This window comes from Variovorax sp. UMC13, from assembly GCF_014170375.1.
Classification (GTDB): Bacteria; Pseudomonadota; Gammaproteobacteria; order Burkholderiales; family Burkholderiaceae_C; genus Variovorax.
Genome location: NZ_LZZW01000039.1, coordinates 16,104 through 33,363, shown reverse-complemented (window position 1 = coordinate 33,363; position 17,260 = coordinate 16,104). Strand labels below are relative to the sequence as shown.

General features: G+C 70.1%; 13 protein-coding genes. 12 read left to right on the top strand and 1 reads right to left on the bottom strand.

The window, feature by feature from the left end:
• Nucleotides 1–155: 155 nt before the first annotated feature.
• The 8 genes from A9977_RS32125 to A9977_RS32090 all read left to right on the top strand — a co-directional run bounded on the left by A9977_RS32125 (nt 156) and on the right by A9977_RS32090 (nt 12,383).
• A complete protein-coding gene (locus A9977_RS32125; RefSeq protein ID WP_183028883.1) occupies nt 156–1,403 on the top strand; it encodes an efflux RND transporter periplasmic adaptor subunit in 1,248 nt (415 codons plus the stop codon).
• 13 nt (nt 1,404–1,416) lie between these two features.
• A complete protein-coding gene (locus tag A9977_RS32120; protein WP_183028882.1) occupies nt 1,417–4,515 on the top strand; it encodes an efflux RND transporter permease subunit in 3,099 nt (1,032 codons plus the stop codon).
• A 136-nt stretch (nt 4,516–4,651) separates the two neighbouring features.
• Nucleotides 4,652–7,855: an efflux RND transporter permease subunit gene (locus A9977_RS32115; RefSeq protein WP_183028881.1), complete on the top strand. Its 3,204-nt coding sequence runs from the start codon at nt 4,652–4,654 to the stop codon at nt 7,853–7,855.
• A gap of 20 nt (nt 7,856–7,875) precedes the next feature.
• A complete protein-coding gene (locus A9977_RS32110; protein WP_183028880.1) occupies nt 7,876–9,285 on the top strand; it encodes an efflux transporter outer membrane subunit in 1,410 nt (469 codons plus the stop codon).
• A 73-nt stretch (nt 9,286–9,358) separates the two neighbouring features.
• On the top strand, nt 9,359–9,886 hold the full coding sequence (locus tag A9977_RS32105) for a 2,4'-dihydroxyacetophenone dioxygenase family protein (protein WP_183028879.1): 528 nt from the start codon (nt 9,359–9,361) through the stop codon (nt 9,884–9,886).
• Nucleotides 9,883–10,617 carry an SDR family NAD(P)-dependent oxidoreductase gene (locus A9977_RS32100; RefSeq protein WP_183028878.1) on the top strand — a complete coding sequence of 245 codons (735 nt, stop codon included), beginning with the start codon at nt 9,883–9,885 and terminating at the stop codon, nt 10,615–10,617. Before A9977_RS32105 ends, A9977_RS32100 begins: the two co-directional genes overlap by 4 nt.
• 28 nt (nt 10,618–10,645) lie before the next feature.
• The gene (locus A9977_RS32095; RefSeq protein WP_183028877.1) at nt 10,646–11,365 is read left to right on the top strand and encodes an SDR family NAD(P)-dependent oxidoreductase; all 720 of its coding nucleotides are present in this window, start codon (nt 10,646–10,648) and stop codon (nt 11,363–11,365) included.
• Nucleotides 11,366–11,549: 184 nt separating this feature from the next.
• Complete coding sequence (locus A9977_RS32090) at nt 11,550–12,383, top strand: IclR family transcriptional regulator (RefSeq protein ID WP_183028876.1); 834 nt, start codon at nt 11,550–11,552, stop codon at nt 12,381–12,383.
• On the opposite strand, the gene A9977_RS32085 is transcribed toward A9977_RS32090, so the two are convergent.
• The gene (locus A9977_RS32085) at nt 12,380–13,243 is read right to left on the bottom strand and encodes a MurR/RpiR family transcriptional regulator (protein ID WP_183028875.1); all 864 of its coding nucleotides are present in this window, start codon (nt 13,241–13,243) and stop codon (nt 12,380–12,382) included. The genes A9977_RS32090 and A9977_RS32085 overlap by 4 nt on opposite strands.
• 125 nt (nt 13,244–13,368) lie before the next feature.
• Between A9977_RS32085 and A9977_RS32080 the strand changes: the two genes are divergently transcribed.
• The 4 genes from A9977_RS32080 to A9977_RS32065 all read left to right on the top strand — a co-directional run bounded on the left by A9977_RS32080 (nt 13,369) and on the right by A9977_RS32065 (nt 17,253).
• Nucleotides 13,369–14,715, top strand: a complete 1,347-nt coding sequence (locus A9977_RS32080) for an aspartate aminotransferase family protein (RefSeq protein WP_183028874.1) — start codon at nt 13,369–13,371, stop codon at nt 14,713–14,715.
• A 49-nt stretch (nt 14,716–14,764) separates the two neighbouring features.
• A complete protein-coding gene (locus A9977_RS32075) occupies nt 14,765–15,682 on the top strand; it encodes an amino acid ABC transporter substrate-binding protein (protein ID WP_183028873.1) in 918 nt (305 codons plus the stop codon).
• A 23-nt stretch (nt 15,683–15,705) separates the two neighbouring features.
• On the top strand, nt 15,706–16,347 hold the full coding sequence (locus A9977_RS32070) for an aspartate/glutamate racemase family protein (protein WP_183028872.1): 642 nt from the start codon (nt 15,706–15,708) through the stop codon (nt 16,345–16,347).
• An 81-nt stretch (nt 16,348–16,428) separates the two neighbouring features.
• Entirely contained in the window at nt 16,429–17,253 is an 825-nt protein-coding gene (locus tag A9977_RS32065) for an undecaprenyl-diphosphate phosphatase (RefSeq protein WP_183028871.1), read from the top strand.
• Nucleotides 17,254–17,260 lie beyond the last annotated feature (7 nt).

Sequence of the window (17,260 nt, the reverse complement as noted above, 5' to 3'; positions counted from 1 at the left end):
CCCGAGACCTGCGGGCGCAGCGTGATGGTCGTGACCGGCGTGACCGTGCCGAGCGCATCCAGGTAGACCGGGATGTCGGCCCGCTTGGCCACCGCCATGCCCACGGTCACCAGCGGACCGGAACCACCGCCGCCGGCCCGCGGGCCACCGGGCCCATGGCGGCGCTGATCGGCACCGCGTGGTACCTGGCGAACCGGCCGCCGGCCGATGCCGCGCCCGGGGGGCGGCCAGGCGGCGGCGCACGCGGACCGGGTGGGCCCGGTGGCCCGCGGGCCGGCGGCGGTGGTTCCGGTCCGCTGGTGACCGTGGGCATGGCGGTGGCCAAGCGGGCCGACATCCCGGTCTACCTGGATGCGCTCGGCACGGTCACGCCGGTCACGACCATCACGCTGCGCCCGCAGGTCTCGGGCGTGATGACCGACGTGCTGTTCACCGAAGGCCAGACCGTCAAGAAGGGCGACGTGCTGGCCCGCATCGACCCGCGGCCCTATGAACAGGCGCTGATGCAGGCCCAGGGCACGCGCGTGCGCGACGAGGCGCAACTCGAGGCGGCGCGCGTCACGCTCGCGCGCTTCCGCACGCTGCTGGGCCAGGACTCCATCGCCCGCCAGGACGTCGACACCCAGGCCGCGCTGGTCAAGCAGCTCGAAGGCACGGTCACCAGCGACAAGGCGGCCGAGGGCGCGGCGCGGCTCAATCTCGAGTACACCCGCGTGACCTCGCCGGTCAGCGGCCGCGTCGGCCTGCGCACGGTCGACCCCGGCAACTACGTGGCGGGCGGCGCCACCACCGGCATCGCCGTGATCACGCAGATGACGCCCATCGACGTGCAGTTCTCGGTGCCGCAGGACCGCGTGCCCGACATCGAGCGCCGCGTGGCGCAGGGCGCGAAGCTCAGCGTGACGGCGCTCGACCGCACCAAGGCCAGCACGCTGGACACCGGCGTCTTCTCCACGCTCGACAACGTGGTCGACGTGCAGACCGGCACGGTCAAGGCCAAGGCCCGTTTCGGCAACGCCGGCAGCACGCTGTTCCCGAGCCAGTTCGTCAACGTGCAGCTGCTGCTGCGCACGGTCGAGGGCGCGGTGGTGGTGCCGGTCACGGCGCTGCGCACCGCGGGCACCGGCAACTACGTCTACGTGATCAACGAGGACCGCACGGTGTCGATGCGCAATGTGAAGCGCGGCGAATCGACGGTCGAGTCGGTGGTCATCACCGAGGGCCTCAAGGACGGCGAGCGCGTGGTGACCGAAGGCGGCGACCGCCTGAAGGACGGCACCACCGTGCAACTGCCGACCGACGCACCGGCCGCGCCGCGTGCGCGCGGCGGCGCCTCGGGTGCGCGCCATGGCGCCTCGGGGCCGCGCGGCGGTGCCTCCGGCCCGCGCCGCCGGCCGGAATGAGGACGCGCCAGCCATGAGTCCGTCGCGCCCCTTCATCGAGCGGCCGGTCGCGACCGCGCTGCTCATGCTCGCCATCGTGCTCGCGGGCTTCGTCGGCTTCCGCTTCCTGCCGCTGTCGGCACTGCCGCAGGTCGACTACCCCACGATCCAGGTGCAGACGCTCTACCCGGGCGCCAGCCCCGAGGTCATGAGCCGCACCGTGACCGCGCCGCTGGAGCGCCAGTTCGGCCAGATGTCGGGCCTGAGCCGCATGAGCTCGACCAGCGCCTCGGGCGTGTCGATCATCACGCTGCAGTTCGGCCTGGCCGAGACGCTGGACGTGGCCGAGCAGGAGGTGCAGGCCGCCATCAACGCCAGCAACTCGCTGCTGCCGGCCGACCTGCCCGCGCCGCCGGTGTACGCCAAGGTCAACCCGGCCGACGCGCCGGTGCTCACGCTCGCGATCAGCTCGGGCACCATGCCGCTGACCGAGGTGCAGAACATCGTCAACACCCGGCTCGCGCAGAAGATCAGCCAGGTCTCGGGCGTGGGCCTGGTCACGCTCTCGGGCGGCCAGCGGCCGGCCGTGCGCATCCAGGCCGACACCAAGGCGCTGGCCTCCTACGGCATCGGCCTGGACACGCTGCGCACCGCCATCTCGGCGGCCAACTCCAACAGCGCCAAGGGCAGCTTCGACGGCCCCAAGCGTTCGTACAGCATCAACGCCAACGACCAGCTGGTCACGGCCAAGGACTACCTCGACCTGATCGTGGCCTTCCGCAATGGCGCGCCGGTACGCATGTCCGACGTGGCGGGTGTGGTCGACAGCGCCGAGAACACGCGGCTCGGCGCCTGGTCGGGCATCGACGGGCAGCTCACGCCCAGCATCATCCTGAACGTGCAGCGCCAGCCCGGCGCCAACGTGATCGCCACGGTCGACGCGATCAAGCGCCAGCTGCCCGAGCTGCAGGCCGGCCTGCCGCCCACGCTCGACGTGCGCGTGCTGAGCGACCGCACCACCGGCATCCGCGCCTCGGTCAAGCACGTCGAGATCGAGCTGGTGCTGGCGGTGGTGATGGTGGTGCTGGTGATCTTCTTCTTCCTGCACAGCTGGCGCGCCACGCTGATCGCCAGCCTGTCGGTGCCGATCTCGCTCATCGGCACCTGCGGCGTGATGTACCTGATGGGCTACAGCCTCAACAACCTGAGCCTGATGGCGCTGACCATCGCGACCGGCTTCGTGGTCGACGATGCGATCGTGATGATCGAGAACATCGCGCGCTACCTGGAGGAGGGCGAGGCGCCGTTCGCCGCCGCCATCAAGGGCGCGACGCAGATCGGCTTCACCATCATCTCGCTCACGGTCTCGCTGATCGCGGTGCTGATCCCGCTGCTGTTCATGGGCGACGTGGTGGGGCGGCTGTTCCGCGAGTTCGCGGTCACGCTGGCGATCACCATCCTGATCTCGGCCGTGGTCTCGCTCACGCTGGTGCCGATGATGTCGGCGCGCATGTTGAAGAGCGAGCCGCACAACGCCACGCGCGGCCTGGCCGGCAAGGTGCAGGCCTTCTTCGACCGCGTGATCGCGCGCTACGACGTGATGCTGCAATGGGTGTTCCGGCGCCAGGGCCTGACCTTGCTCGTGGCACTGGCCACGCTGGCGCTCACGGTGCTGCTCTACGTGTTCATCCCCAAGGGCCTGTTCCCGACGCAGGACACCGGGCAACTGCAGGGCCGCATCGAGGCCGCGCAGGACGTGTCCTATGCCCGCATGGCCGAGCGGCAGCAGGCGGCCGCGCGCGCCGTGCTGGCTGACCCCGAGGTGGAGAGCCTGAGCTCCTTCACCGGCGTGGACGCGGCCAACAACACCATGCTCAACACCGGCCGCATGCTGATCAACCTTAAGGCCGACCGCGGTTCGCAGGAGGCCACGATGAACCGGCTGCGCGAGCGGGTGGCGCAGGTGGCCGGCGTGAAGCTCTACCTGCAGCCCACGCAGGACCTGACCATCGATGCCGAGACCGGCCCGACCGAGTACCGCTTCTCGATCGAGGGCGTGGACTCGGCCACCGTCACCGAATGGGTCAACAAGCTGCGCGCGCGGCTGCAGGACGTGAAGCAGGTGCGCAACGTGACCAGCGACGCCGGCGCGCAGGGCCTGTCGGCCTACGTCGACATCGACCGTGCCACCGCCTCGCGGCTGGCGGTCACGGCCAGCGCGGTCGACGACGTGCTCTACAGCGCCTTCGGCCAGCGCATCGTCTCGACCATCTTCACCGAGACCAACCAGTACCGCGTGATCCTCGAGGCCAAGGTCGATTCGATCGAGACGCCGCAGCAGCTGGGCACGCTGAACCTCACGACCGGCTCGGGCGCGCCGACCTCGCTGGCCTCCATCGCCACCATCCGCGAGCAGCTCGCGCCGCTGCAGATCACGCACGTGGCGCAGTACCCGGCCGCGACGGTCGGCTTCGACACCGCCGACGGCGTGTCGCTGGGCCGCGCGGTCGACGCGATCCGCCAGGCCGCCAAGGACATCGGCCTGCCGACCGGCGTGACCATGACCTTCCTGGGCGCCTCGGGCGCCTACGAGAAGTCGCTGTCGAACCAGCTGTGGCTGATCCTGGCGGCGGTGGTCTGCGTGTACATCGTGCTGGGCGTGCTCTACGAGAGCTACATCCACCCGCTGACCATCCTCTCGACCTTGCCCTCGGCCGGCGTGGGCGCCTTGCTGGCGCTGATGGTCACGGGCAACGACCTGGGCGTGATCGGGATCATCGGCATCATCCTGTTGATCGGCATCGTCAAGAAGAACGCGATCATGATGATCGACTTCGCGATCGAGGCCGAGCGGCAGCAGGGCAAGACCGCCCTCGAGGCGATCCACCAGGCGGCGCTGCTGCGCTTCCGCCCGATCCTGATGACCACGCTGGCCGCGCTGTTCGCCGCGGTCCCGCTGATGCTGGGCTTCGGCGAGGGCGCCGAACTGCGCCGGCCGCTGGGCCTGGCGATCTTCGGCGGGCTGATCGTGAGCCAGGTGCTGACCCTGTTCACCACGCCGGTGATCTACCTGGCTTTCGACCGGCTGGGCCGGCGCTTCGGCGGGCGGCGTGAAGCGGTGAGCGCAGCATGACCGGCTTCGCGCATCTGCTCCCTCCCCCGCCGGGGGAGGGCTGGGGTGGGGGCCCGCGGCCTGAGGCCATGGGCGCGTCGCTGCCCCCATCCCCGCCTTCCCCCAGAGGGGGAAGGAGCAAGACAGGGGAGATGGCATGAATCTCTCCAAACCCTTCGTCGAACGCCCGATCGCCACCATCCTGCTGACCATCGGCATCGCGCTGGCGGGCATCGCGGCCTTCTTCGTGCTGCCGGTGTCGCCGCTGCCCAAGGTCGACTTCCCGATCATCTCGGTCAGCGCCTCGATGGCCGGCGCGAGCCCCGACACCATGGCCAGCAGCGTGGCCACGCCGCTGGAGCGGCGGCTGGGCACCATCGCGGGCGTCAACGAGATGACCTCGAACAGCTCGACCGGCTCGGCCCGCGTCACGCTGCAGTTCGACCTCAACCGCAACATCGACGGCGCGGCACGCGAGGTGCAGGCGGCGATCAACGCCGCCCGCGTCGACCTGCCGGCCTCGCTGCGCAGCAACCCGACCTACCGCAAGGCCAACCCGGCGTCGTCGCCGGTGATCATCCTGGCGCTGACCTCCAAGACCAAGACGCCCGGCCAGATCTACGACGCGGTGTCCAACATCGTGAGCCAGCGCCTGTCGCAGGTCGAGGGCGTGGGCGATGTCGAGATCGGCGGCGGCTCGCTGCCGGCGGTGCGGGTCGAGCTGCTGCCCTTCGCGCTCAACCGCTACGGCATCAGCACCGAGGACGTGCGCGCCGCGATCCAGGCCACCAACGCCAACCGGCCCAAGGGCGCGATCGAGGGCGAGGGCCGGCGGCTGCAGATCTACACGCCCTCGCCGGCACGCAAGGCCAGCGAGTACCGCTCGATGATCGTGGCCTGGCGCAACGGCGCGGCGGTGCGGCTGTCGGACGTGGCCAACGTGGTCGACGGCGTCGAGAACCGGCGCACGCTGGGGCTGTTCAACGGCCAGCCCGCGATCATCGTGCTGATCACGCGCGAGCCCAGCGCCAACATCATCGAGACGGTCGACCGCGTGCGTGCGCTGATCCCCGAGCTGCGCGCGCAGCTGCCGCAGGACATCGACGTGCAGGTGGCGTCGGACAGCACCAACTCGATCCGCGCCTCGCTCAAGGAGATCGAGCTCACGCTGGTGGTCTCGATCGTGCTGGTGGTGCTGGTGGTCGGCCTGTTCCTGCGCAAGGCGCGCGCCACCATCGTGCCGGCCGTGGCCACCGTGGTGTCGCTGCTGGGCACCTTCGGTGTAATGTACCTGCTGGGTTTCAGCCTCAACAACCTGAGCCTGATGGCGCTGACCGTGGCCACCGGCTTCGTGGTCGACGACGCCATCGTGGTGCTCGAGAACACCATGCGCCACATCGAGGCCGGCATGGGCCGGGTCGAGGCCGCGCTGCGCGGCGCGCGCGAGGTCGGCTTCACGGTGCTGTCGATCAGCCTGTCGCTGGTGGCGGTGTTCATCCCGCTGCTGTTCATGGACGGGCAGGTGGGCCGGCTGTTCCGCGAGTTCGCGATCACGCTGTCGGCCGCGGTGCTGATCTCGCTGGTGATCTCGCTGACCACCACGCCCATGATGTGCGCGCTGCTGCTGCGCCCCGAGCCCAAGCTCGAGGGCCCGCCGCGCCGGCCGTCGTGGCCCGCGCGCTGGGCCGAGCGTGGCTACGACAGGGTGCTGCGCGGCTACGAGCATTCGCTCGACTGGGCGCTGGCGAGCAAGGGCCTGGTGATCTTCATCCTGCTGGCGGTGGTCGGGCTCAACGTCTACCTGTTCGCAAAGGTGCCCAAGGGCTTTTTCCCGCAGACCGACAACGGCCAGCTCAACGGCGGCCTGCGCGCCGACCAGAGCATCTCGTCGGAGGCGCTGGGCAACAAGCTGCGCGAGGCGGTCGACATCATCCGCAAGGACCCGGCGGTCGACACCGTGGTCGGCTTCTCGGGCGGCAGCCGCGCGGGCGGCGGCTTCATGTTCGTCAACCTCAAGCCGGCGGGCGAGCGCACCGTGAGCAGCCAGGCCGTGATCGCGCGCCTGCGGCCGCAGCTCGACAAGCTCACCGGCCTGCGCGTGTTCCTCGGCCAGGTGCAGGACCTGCGCGGCGGAGGGCGCTCGAGCAACTCGACCTACCAGTACACGCTCAAGGCCGACAACATCGCCGACCTGCGGCTGTGGGTGGGCAAGCTGGCCGACCGGCTCAAGCAGGAGACGGCGCTGACCGACATCGACAGCGACCAGTCGGACAACGGCGTCGAGACCTATGTCACGGTCGACCGCGAGACCGCCTCGCGCATGGGCATCACCTCGAGCAGCATCGACAGCGCGCTCTACAACGCCTTCGGCCAGCGCTCGGTCGCGACCATCTACGACGAGCTCAACCAGTACGCGGTGATCATGGAATGGGCGCCCCGCTTCATGCAGGGCCCGGTGGCGCTCAAGGACCTGTACGTGCCTGCCTCGGCGGTCACGGCGAGCGGGGTGGCCGTGACCACGACCTCGGCCAACCCGGGCCAGCGCGGTGCCTCCACCGGCGCGCCGCTGAGCACCAGCGCCACCACCATGGTGCCGCTCAGCGTGATCTCGAAACTGTCCGAACGCGCGATCCCGACCTCCATCTCGCACGACGGCGGCGAGCTGTCGAGCACCATCTCCTTCAACCTCGAGGCCGGCGCCACGCTGGGCCAGGCGCAGGCGATCATCGACCAGGCCACGGCCGACATCGCGATGCCGATCAACGTGCGCGGCAGCTTCGGCGGCACGGCCGCCACCTTCCAGCAGTCGCAGGGCCAGCAGCTGTTCCTGGTGCTGGCGGCGCTGGTGGTGATCTACATCGTGCTGGGCGTGCTGTACGAGAGCCTGATCCATCCGATCACCGTGCTGACCACGTTGCCCTCGGCCGGCGTGGGCGCGGTGCTGGCGCTGATGGTGCTGCGCATGGAGTTCTCGCTGATCGCGCTGATCGGCGTGTTCCTGCTGATCGGCATCGTCAAGAAGAACGCCATCCTGATCATCGACTTCGCGCTCGATGCCGAGCGCGCGCGCGGCCTGAGCGCGACCGAGGCGGTGCGCGAGGCCTGCATGCTGCGCTTCCGCCCGATCCTCATGACCACGCTGGCCGCCGCGCTGGGCGCGCTGCCGCTGGCCATCGGCTTCGGCCAGGGCGCCGAGCTGCGCCAGCCGCTGGGCGTGGCCATCGTCGGCGGCCTGATCGCGAGCCAGCTGTTGACGCTGCTGACCACGCCCGTGGTCTACGTGCTGATGGACAAGCTGCGTCGCCGTTCCCCCAACGAACGCCATCTGGCCCGGCCCGATGCGGCCACCAGCGCGGCCTGAAAAGAAGAAAACGACCTGACATGACTTCCCGACGCTTCCTGTCCACCCTGACCGTGCTGGCCGCCGCGGCCGCGCTCAGCGCCTGCGCGGTCGGGCCACGCTACGAACGCCCTGCGCTGGACGCCCCGAGCGCCTGGAAGGAGGCACCCGCGGCCGAAGGCTGGCTGCCCGCCGCTCCGGCCGATGCGCTGGAGCGCGGCCCGTGGTGGCAACTGTTCGGCGACGCCGACCTGAACGCCCTGGCCGATCGGGTCCAGGTGTCCAACCAGAACATCGCCGCGGCCGTGGCCAGCTATGCGCAGGCGAGCGCGCTGGTGCGCCAGCAGCGCGCCGGGCTGCTGCCCAGCGTGTCGCTGACCGGCGGCGCCTCGCGCAACGGCAACCGCGACACCGGCACCGCCAGCGGCAGCGCCAACGCGACGCTGGGTGCCGACTGGGCGCCCGACGTCTGGGGCCGGCTGGGCCTGGCGGTGGACAGCGCCGCGGCCCAGGCCCAGGCCAGCGCGGCCGATCTCGCGGCGGCGCGGCTGTCGGCCCAGGGTGCGCTGGCGTCGAACTACTTCTCGCTGCGCGAGGCCGATGCCGAACTGGCGCTGCTGGCGACCACGCTCGAAGGCTACGAACGCTCGCTGACCATCGCGCGCAACCGCTACGAGGCCGGCATCGCGGCGCAGAGCGACGTGCTGCAGGCCCAGACCACGCTGGTCAACACCCGCGCCGAACGGGTCGCGCTGCAGCGCACGCGCGACACGCTGGAGCATGCGATCGCGGTGCTGGTGGGCGTGGCGCCGGCCGACTTCCGCATCCCGGTGGCCGCCACCTGGACCCCGACCGTGCCTTCGGTGCCGCTGGGCGTGCCCTCGACCCTGCTGCAGCGCCGGCCCGACATCGCCTCGGCCGAGCGCGCCGTGGCCGCGGCCAATGCGCAGATCGGCGTCGAGCGCGCGGCCTACTACCCGAGCTTCAGCCTCAGCGCCTCGCTGGGCCGTTCGTCGAGCCGCGTGTCGGACCTGTTCGGCGCCTCGAACACGCTGTGGTCGCTGGGCCTGTCGGCCGCGCAGGTGATCTTCGATGCGGGCGCCATCGACGCGCGCGTCGATTCGGCCAAGGCCGCGCACGAGGCCGCGGTGGCGCGCTACCGCCAGACCGTGCTCACCGCCTTCCAGGGCGTCGAGGACCAGCTCACCGCCACCGCCAGCCTGGCCCAGCAGGAAGCGCTGCGCCGCGAGGCTTCGGCCGCAGCCGACCTGACCGAGCAGCAGATCCTCAACCGCTACCGCGCGGGGCAGGTGAGCTACACCGAGGTGGTCACGGCGCAGGCCTCGGCGCTGAGTGCGCGCCGCACGGTGCTGCAGTTGCAGGTCAACCGCCAGAACGCGGCCGTGACGCTGATCCAGGGACTGGGCGGCGGCTGGACCGCACCGGATTGAGGGTTACTCCGGCACAGGCCCGAATCGCATCTATCTACAATATGGACACCCATCCACATTATGGACAGATGAAATGCCCGTCGACGCCAACGACCCCAACCCCAAGACCCCCTACCAGTACCCGAACCCGCCGGAAGCGCTGCCGGAGATCGTGATCAACCACGCGATCCCGCAGGACGAGCGCCTGTGGGTGCCGCAGGCCGAGAACGTGTGGTTCCGCCCGCTGTGCCTCAACGCGAGCCAGGGCTACTGGATGAACCTGCTGCGGGTGCGCAAGTCGGGCGTGCTGAGCCGCCACCGCCATCCGCAGGCGGTGCACGGCTTCGTGCTCAAGGGCCGCTGGCGCTACCTCGAACACGACTGGGAAGCCACCGAGGGCAGCTACGTGTTCGAGCCGCCGGGCGAGACCCACACGCTCTACGTGCCGGAAGACGTCGAGGAAATGATCACCTACTTCCAGGTCAACGGTGTCATGTACTACACCGACCCCTGGGGCAAGGGCATGGGCTACGAGGACGTGTTCACCAAGATCGACATGTGCCGGAAGCACTTCGAGGCCGTGGGCCTGGGCGCGGACTTCACCAAGCAGTTCATCCGATGAGCCAGGCCTACGGCAACGCACGCTACGACTTCGCGGGCAGCGTGGCGATCGTGACCGGCGGCGCGAGCGGCATCGGCGCCGAGGTGGCGAGCCGGCTGCGCGAGAGCGGTGCACGCGTCGCGCTGTGGGACATGGCCGAGAGCGTCGACGCCGAGGCCTGGCAGGTCGACGTGACCGACCGCATGGGCGTGGACAACGCCGCGCAGGAAGTGCTGGCGCGCTTCGGCCGCATCGACTTCCTGGTCAACAGCGCGGGCTTCACCGGCCCGACGCTGCCGCTGGTCGACTACGACCCGGCGCTGTGGGCGCGCATCGTCGAGGTCAACCTGGTCGGCACCTTCAACGTCTGCCGCGCGGTGGTGCCCACCATGCGCGCCGCGGGTGCGGGCCGCATCGTCAACATCGCCTCGCTGGCCGGCAAGGAGGGCACGCCCAATGCCTCGGCCTACAGCGCGGCCAAGGCCGGCGTGCTGGCGCTGACCAAGTCGCTGGGCAAGGAGCTCGCGACCACTGGCATCCTGGTGAACGCCATCGCGCCGGCCGCGGTGCGCACGCCGATCCTGTCGCAGATGTCGATCGCGCATGTGCAGGCCATGGTCGACAAGAGCCCGATGGAGCGGCTGGGCGAGCCCTTCGAGGTCGCCGAGATGGTGGCCTGGCTGTGCTCGGGCTCCTGCAGCTTCAGCACCGGCGCAGTGTTCGACCTCTCGGGCGGCCGCGCCACCTATTGATCCCGAATCTCTTTTTCTTCTTCTTCTCATGACCTATCAGGCAGATCTCTTCAGGGGCAAGCGCGCGCTGGTGTCGGGCGCGACGCAGGGCATCGGCGCCGTCATCGCCAACCACCTGGCCGCGCTGGGCGCGCAGGTCACGGCCATCGGGCTGGGCAACGGCGACGGCACGCTGGATGCGGCGGTCGAAGTCAAGCAGGCCGACGTGACCTCGGCCGAGAGTGTGGAGGCGGCGCTCGCGCCCATCGAACGGCTGGACATCGTCTTCAACTGCGCCGGCATCATCCAGCGCGGGGCCGAGCACGATCTCGAAGTCTTCGAGCGCGTGCTGGCGGTGAACCTCACCGGCACCATGCGGGTGTGCGGCGCGACGCGCGCGCGGCTCAAGGCCAGCGGCGGCTGCATCGTCAACACGGCCTCCATGCTGAGCTTCTTCGGTGGCGGGCTGGTGCCGGGCTATGCGGCCAGCAAGGGCGGCGTGGCCCAGCTCACCAAGTCGCTGGCCATCGCCTATGCGGCCGACGGCATCCGCGTGAACGCGGTGGCGCCGGGCTGGATCGCGACGCCGCTCACGCAGGCGCTGCAGGACGACCCGGCCCGCGCCGGCCCGATCCTCGCGCGCACGCCGCTGGGCCGCTGGGGCACGCCCGACGACGTGGCGCGCGCGGCGATGTTCCTCTGCACACCGGCCGCGGCCTTCATGACCGGCGTGATCCTGCCGGTCGATGGCGGCTACATGGTGGCATGAACGCACGAATGAACCTGCTGCGCACCCCGATCCCGCACCTGCGGTCCTCACCGCACGGGAGTGCGGCTCCGGTCCTCGATGCAGGCTCGGGGCGCTCGCGACGGTTCCTTCGCACGTTCTGAGCGCCAGGGCATGCGCAGATAATCGCGCGGCCCTTCGCCCAGCTCCCTTCTTCCTTCCTCCCATGCCTGCTCTCCGGTCTCCCGCTGCCACCGCCACGCCCGTCACGGCGCAGGTCGCGGGCACCGCATCGTTCTCCAAGTTCATGCATGTGCTGCAGCTGGTGGCCGATGCACAGGAACCGGTCAACGTCGCGGCGCTGATGCGCGCCAGCGGCTATCCACGGCCGACCGTGCACCGCATCGTCGCGGCGCTGATCGTCGAGCGGCTGCTGGTGGAGAACGAGCGCAGCGGCATGCTGGCGCTGGGCCCGCGGCTGATCCAGCTCGCGAGCCGCAGCTGGGGCCGCTCCGAATTGCGGCTGGCCGCGGTCGACGAACTCAAGCGCCTGCGCGACCTCACGGGCGAGACCGTGCACCTGGCGGTGCCCAACGGCAGCAGCATGGTCTACATCGAGAAGCTCGAGAGCCCGAGCGCGGTGCGCATGACCTCGCGCATCGGCACCAGCGTGTCGCTGCACGCCACGGCCGTGGGCAAGGCCTACCTGGCGGCCCTCGACGAGGCCGCGCTCGCACCGCTGCTGCAGGGCCTGCCGCTGCCGCGCTACACCGCGAACACCGCCACCGATATCGCGGCACTGCGCGCGCAGGTCGCGCTCACGCGCACGCGCGGCTGGTCGGTCGACAACGAGGAGAACGAGGCCGGCATCTTCTGCTTCGGCGCCGTGATCCGCGGCGGCACGGGCGCGCCGGTGGCGGCCATCAGCGTGAGCACGCTGGTGTTCCGCCAGAAGGACGATCCCGAGCAGGCCTATGTCGCGCCGCTGCTCGAGGCCTGCCGCGCGATCTCGGAGCGCATCGCGCAGACGCCGGCGCTGTCGGCCGCGGACATCCTCTAGCCGCGCGAACGCGGCGCCGACACATAGGCGCCCGATTCGAACAGCTGCGCCTCGGCCTGGTCGATGCGCCGGACCACCGGCTTGCCCGCGCGGCTGGCCAGCATCTCCACCAGCGCCTCGGCCACCGCCACGCCGGCCGCGATCGAGGGAAAGAACGACGGACTCTGGATCGCGAAGAGCAGGGTCTCGTCGGCCATCAGCGCGAGCGGCGAGGCCAGGCTGTCGGTGATCGCCACCAGCCTGCAGCCCGCGGCCTTGGCCGCCTGCGCCACCTGCACCGCCTCGCGCGAATAGGGCGCGAAGCTGGCCACCACCAGCGCGTCGCCCTTGGCGAAGGCGCGCTGCTGCATCTCGAGCGAGCCGCCCTGGCCGTCGACCAGGTGCACGCTGTTGCGGAAGAGCCGGTACACGTAGACGAAGGAGAAGGCGATCGGGAAGCAGGCCCGAAAGCCGGTCGCATGCACCGCGCCGGCCTTCTCCAGCAGCGCGCAGGCCTTCTCCAGCGCGGCGCCGCTCTGGCGGTGCGTGGCATCGAGGTTGCGGCGCTGCACCTCGAACATCTCGCCGGCCAGCGTGTGGTCAGCCGCGCGGCCGACCAGCGCCTTGGCGCGCGCGCCGTAGGCGTCGGAGCCCAGGCCCATGTCCGAGGCCACCGCCTCCTTGAACTGCGGCCAGCCCGCATAGCCCAGGTGCTGGGCGAAGCGCACCAGCGTGGCCGGCGTGCTGCCGGCGCGCGTGCCCACGGTGCGCATCGAACTGGTCACCACATCGTTGGGGTGGTCCAGCACATGGCGCGCGACCTGCTGCAGCGCGGGGCTGAGGTCGGCGAATCGCTGGAGGAGGTCGGCTTTCACGCCCATGGTCTTTCCCTTGTGCTTGGAACGAATGTGCCGGCTGGAACACGGCTGTTCCAGATTGTGCTTGACGGAACAAATGTTCCAAATCAGAATCGGCCGGCACATTGGTTCCAACGGAGTTTCCTGTCTTGACGCACGTCTTCCACCGCCATCTCCACCAGACACCGCCGGTCGCCGTGTCGGCCCAGGGCCTGCACATCCGCGACGCGGCCGGCCGCAGCTACCTTGATGCCTCGGGCGGCGCGGCCGTGTCCTCGCTGGGCCACGGCCATCCCGACGTGATCGCGGCCATGCATGCGCAGGTCGATGCGCTGGCCTATGCCCACACCAGCTTCTTCACCACCGAGGTGGCCGAGCAGCTGGCCGACGAACTGGTGCGCACCGCGCCCGCGGGCATGGAACACGTCTACCTGGTGAGCGGCGGCTCGGAGGCGGTCGAGGCCGCGCTCAAGATGGCGCGCCAGTACTTCGTCGAGATCGGCCAGCCGCAGCGCACCCACTTCATCGCGCGCCGCCAGAGCTACCACGGCAACACGCTGGGTGCGCTGGCGGTGGGCGGCAACGAATGGCGGCGCGCGCCCTTCGCGCCGCTGCTGGTGCCCGCCACGCATGTCGCGCCCTGCTATCCCTACCGCGAGCAGCGCGCGGACGAGACACCCGCGGCCTACGGCCAGCGCCTGGCCGACGAGCTCGAGGCCGCCATCGTGGCGCAGGGGCCCGAACGCGTGATCGCCTTCGTGGCCGAGACGGTCGGCGGCGCCACCGCCGGCGTGCTGACGCCGGTGCCCGGCTACTTCAAGGCGGTGCGCGAGGTGTGCGACCGCCATGGCGTGCTGCTGATCCTCGACGAGGTGATGTGCGGCATGGGCCGCACCGGCACGCTGTACGCCTGCGAACAGGAGCAGGTGGTGCCCGACCTGGTGACCATCGCCAAGGGCCTGGGCGGCGGCTACCAGCCGGTGGGCGCGGTGCTGGCGCAGCGCCGCATCGTCGAGGCGATGTCCGGCGGCAGCGGCTTCTTCCAGCACGGCCACACCTACCTGGGCCATCCCGTGGCCTGCGCGGCGGCGCTGGCGGTGCAGCGCGTGATCCATCGCGATGGCCTGCTGGCCAAGGTGCGCGCGGAGGGCGAGGTCTTCGGCGGCCTGCTGCGCGAGGCGCTCGGTGCAGAGGCGTACGTGGGCGACATCCGCGGCCGCGGCTTCTTCTGGGGCGTCGAGCTGGTGGCCGACCGGGCCGCGAAGACGCCCTTCGATCCGGCGTTGAAGCTGCACGCACGCATCAAGCAGGAGGCGATGGCCCAGGGCCTGCTGTGCTACCCCTTCGGCGGCACCGTGGACGGCCGCCGCGGCGACCACGTGCTGCTGGCGCCGCCCTTCGTCGCGCAGCGCGAAGAGCTCGCGCGCATCGCCGAACTGCTCGCGTCGGCGATCGCCGCTGTCATGCGTTCGCCCGACGTGCCGGCCGCGCGCTGAGTTTTCCCTTTCGCCTTTTCTTCTTCAACCTTCCTCGAGGAGCTTCGCCATGCCCGTCCCGTCCGTCCTTCGCCAGTCGGTCCTGAATGCTTTGCTTCTGCTCGGCGCCGCCGCGCTGTGGCCCGTCGCCGCGGCCCAGGCCCAGGAGGGCGGCACGCTGGCCAAGATCAAGGCCAGCGGTGCCATCACCTACGGCTACCGCGAATCGTCCTTCGGCTTCTCCTACCTCGACGCCAACCTCAAGCCCGTGGGCTACAGCATCGAGATCTGCAATCGGATCGTCGAAGCGGTGAAGACCGAGCTGCAGCTGCCGGCGATCGACATCAAGTACCAGGCCGTCACCTCGGCCAACCGCATCCCGCTGGTGGCCAACGGCACGGTGGACATCGAGTGCGGCTCCACGACCAATCTGGTCGAGCGGCAGAAGCAGGTGGCTTTCTCGCCGGACATCTTCCGCTACAACGTGCGCATGCTGGTGCGCGCCGATTCGGGCATCCGGAGCATCGCCGACCTGCAGGGCAAGACGGTGGTCACGACCACCGGCACCACCTCGTTCCGCCTGCTGCGCGAGGCCGACAAGGGGCGCAACCTCGAGGTCAACAACCTGGGCGGCAAGGACCATTCCGATTCCTTCCTGCTGGTGGAGAGCGGCCGCGCCCAGGCCTTCGTGCTCGACGACATCCTGCTGGCGGGCCAGATCGCCAACGCTCGCAACCCCAAGGACTTCGTCATCACCGGCGAGAGCCTGCGCACCGAGAACCAGGCGCTGATGCTGCGCAAGGACGATCCGGAATTCAAGGCGCTGGTGGACCGCGTGGTCGGCGGCATGATGAAATCCGGCGAGATGGAGAAGCTCTACAACAAGTGGTTCACCTCGCCCATCCCGCCGAAGAACATCAACATCAACTACCCGCTCAATGCCGAGACGAAGGAGGCCTTCGCCAACCCGTCGTCCAAAGGCATCTGAGCCTTCCCGCATCGCTTCGCTTCATGACCCGCATCGCCCTGATCCACGCGCTCGCCCATTCCGTCGAACCCATCAACGCCGCGTTCGCGCGCGACTGGCCCGAGGCCCAGCGCATGAACCTGCTGGACGACAGCCTGTCGGCCGACCTGGCGCGCGGCGGACAGGGCCTGGACGCGGCAATGCATGAACGCTTCCAGCGGCTCGCGCAGTACGCGGTCGACACCGGCGCGCAGGCCATCCTCTTCACCTGCTCGGCCTTCGGGCCGTGCATCGAGGCGGTGGCGCGCCGGCATGCGGCGCTGCCGGTGCTCAAGCCCAACGAGGCGATGGTGGCGGAGGCCGCCGCGGGCGAGGGCCGGCTGGGCCTGGTCTCCAGCTTCGCACCGACGCTGGTCTCGATGCCGCCAGAGTTCCCCGCACAGGTCGAACTCGACACGGCCCTGGCCGAGGGCGCGCTCGAGGCGCTCAACCGCGGCGACGGGCCGGCCCACGATGCGCTGGTCGTGGCCCAGGCCCTGGCGCTGAAGGCGCGCGGCTGCCGGCGCATCGCGCTGGCCCAGTTCAGCATGGCGCGCGCCCGCGCGGCCTGCGAGGCCGCGACGGGCCTGCCGGTGCTGACCACGGTCGACAGCGCGGTGCGGGCCTTGCGGGCACGGCTGGCCTGATCGCCCCCCGTGGGCGGATGTCTGAACGCCAGCTGACTTGAGGGGTCGCGATAATCCTGCTCTTTGCCAACAGGAGTACGCGTGGACATTGTTTTGCTGGTCAAGGCCGCCATCATGGGGATCGTCGAGGGCCTGACCGAGTTCCTGCCGATCTCGTCGACGGGCCATCTGATCCTCGCCGGGTCCTTGCTGGATCTGCACGGCGACAAGTTCAAGGTCTTCGACATCGCGATCCAGACCGGCGCGATCTTCGCGGTGATCCTGGTCTATTGGCAGAAGATCCATTCCACGGTCGTGGCACTGCCGCGCCAGGCCAAGGCGCGCCGCTTCGCGCTCAACGTGTTTATCGGTTTCCTGCCGGCGGTGGTGCTGGGCCTGCTGTTTGGCAAGGTCATCAAGGCGCACCTGTTCATCCCGACCGTGGTGGCCACCACCTTCATCGTGGGTGGCTTCATCATCCTGTGGGCCGAGAAGCGGCCGCCGGGCTCGATCCGTATCGAGAGCGTCGACGACATGACGCCCTGGGACGCGCTCAAGGTGGGCCTGGTCCAGTGCTTCGCGATGATCCCCGGCACCAGCCGCAGCGGCTCGACCATCATCGGCGGCATGCTGCTGGGCCTGAGCCGCAAGGCCGCGACCGACTTCTCCTTCTTCCTGGCCATTCCCACGCTGATCGGCGCCGGCGTCTACAGCCTCTACAAGGAGCGCGCGCTGCTGTCGACGGCCGACATCCCGCTGTTCGCGGTCGGCCTGCTGTTCTCCTTCCTCAGCGCCTGGCTGTGCGTGCGCTGGCTGCTCAAGTACATCAGCACCCACAACTTCGTGCCCTTCGCCTGGTACCGCATCGCCTTCGGCATCGTGGTGCTGGCGACCGCGTGGAGCGGCGCGGTGGTCTGGGCCGACTGACAACCAC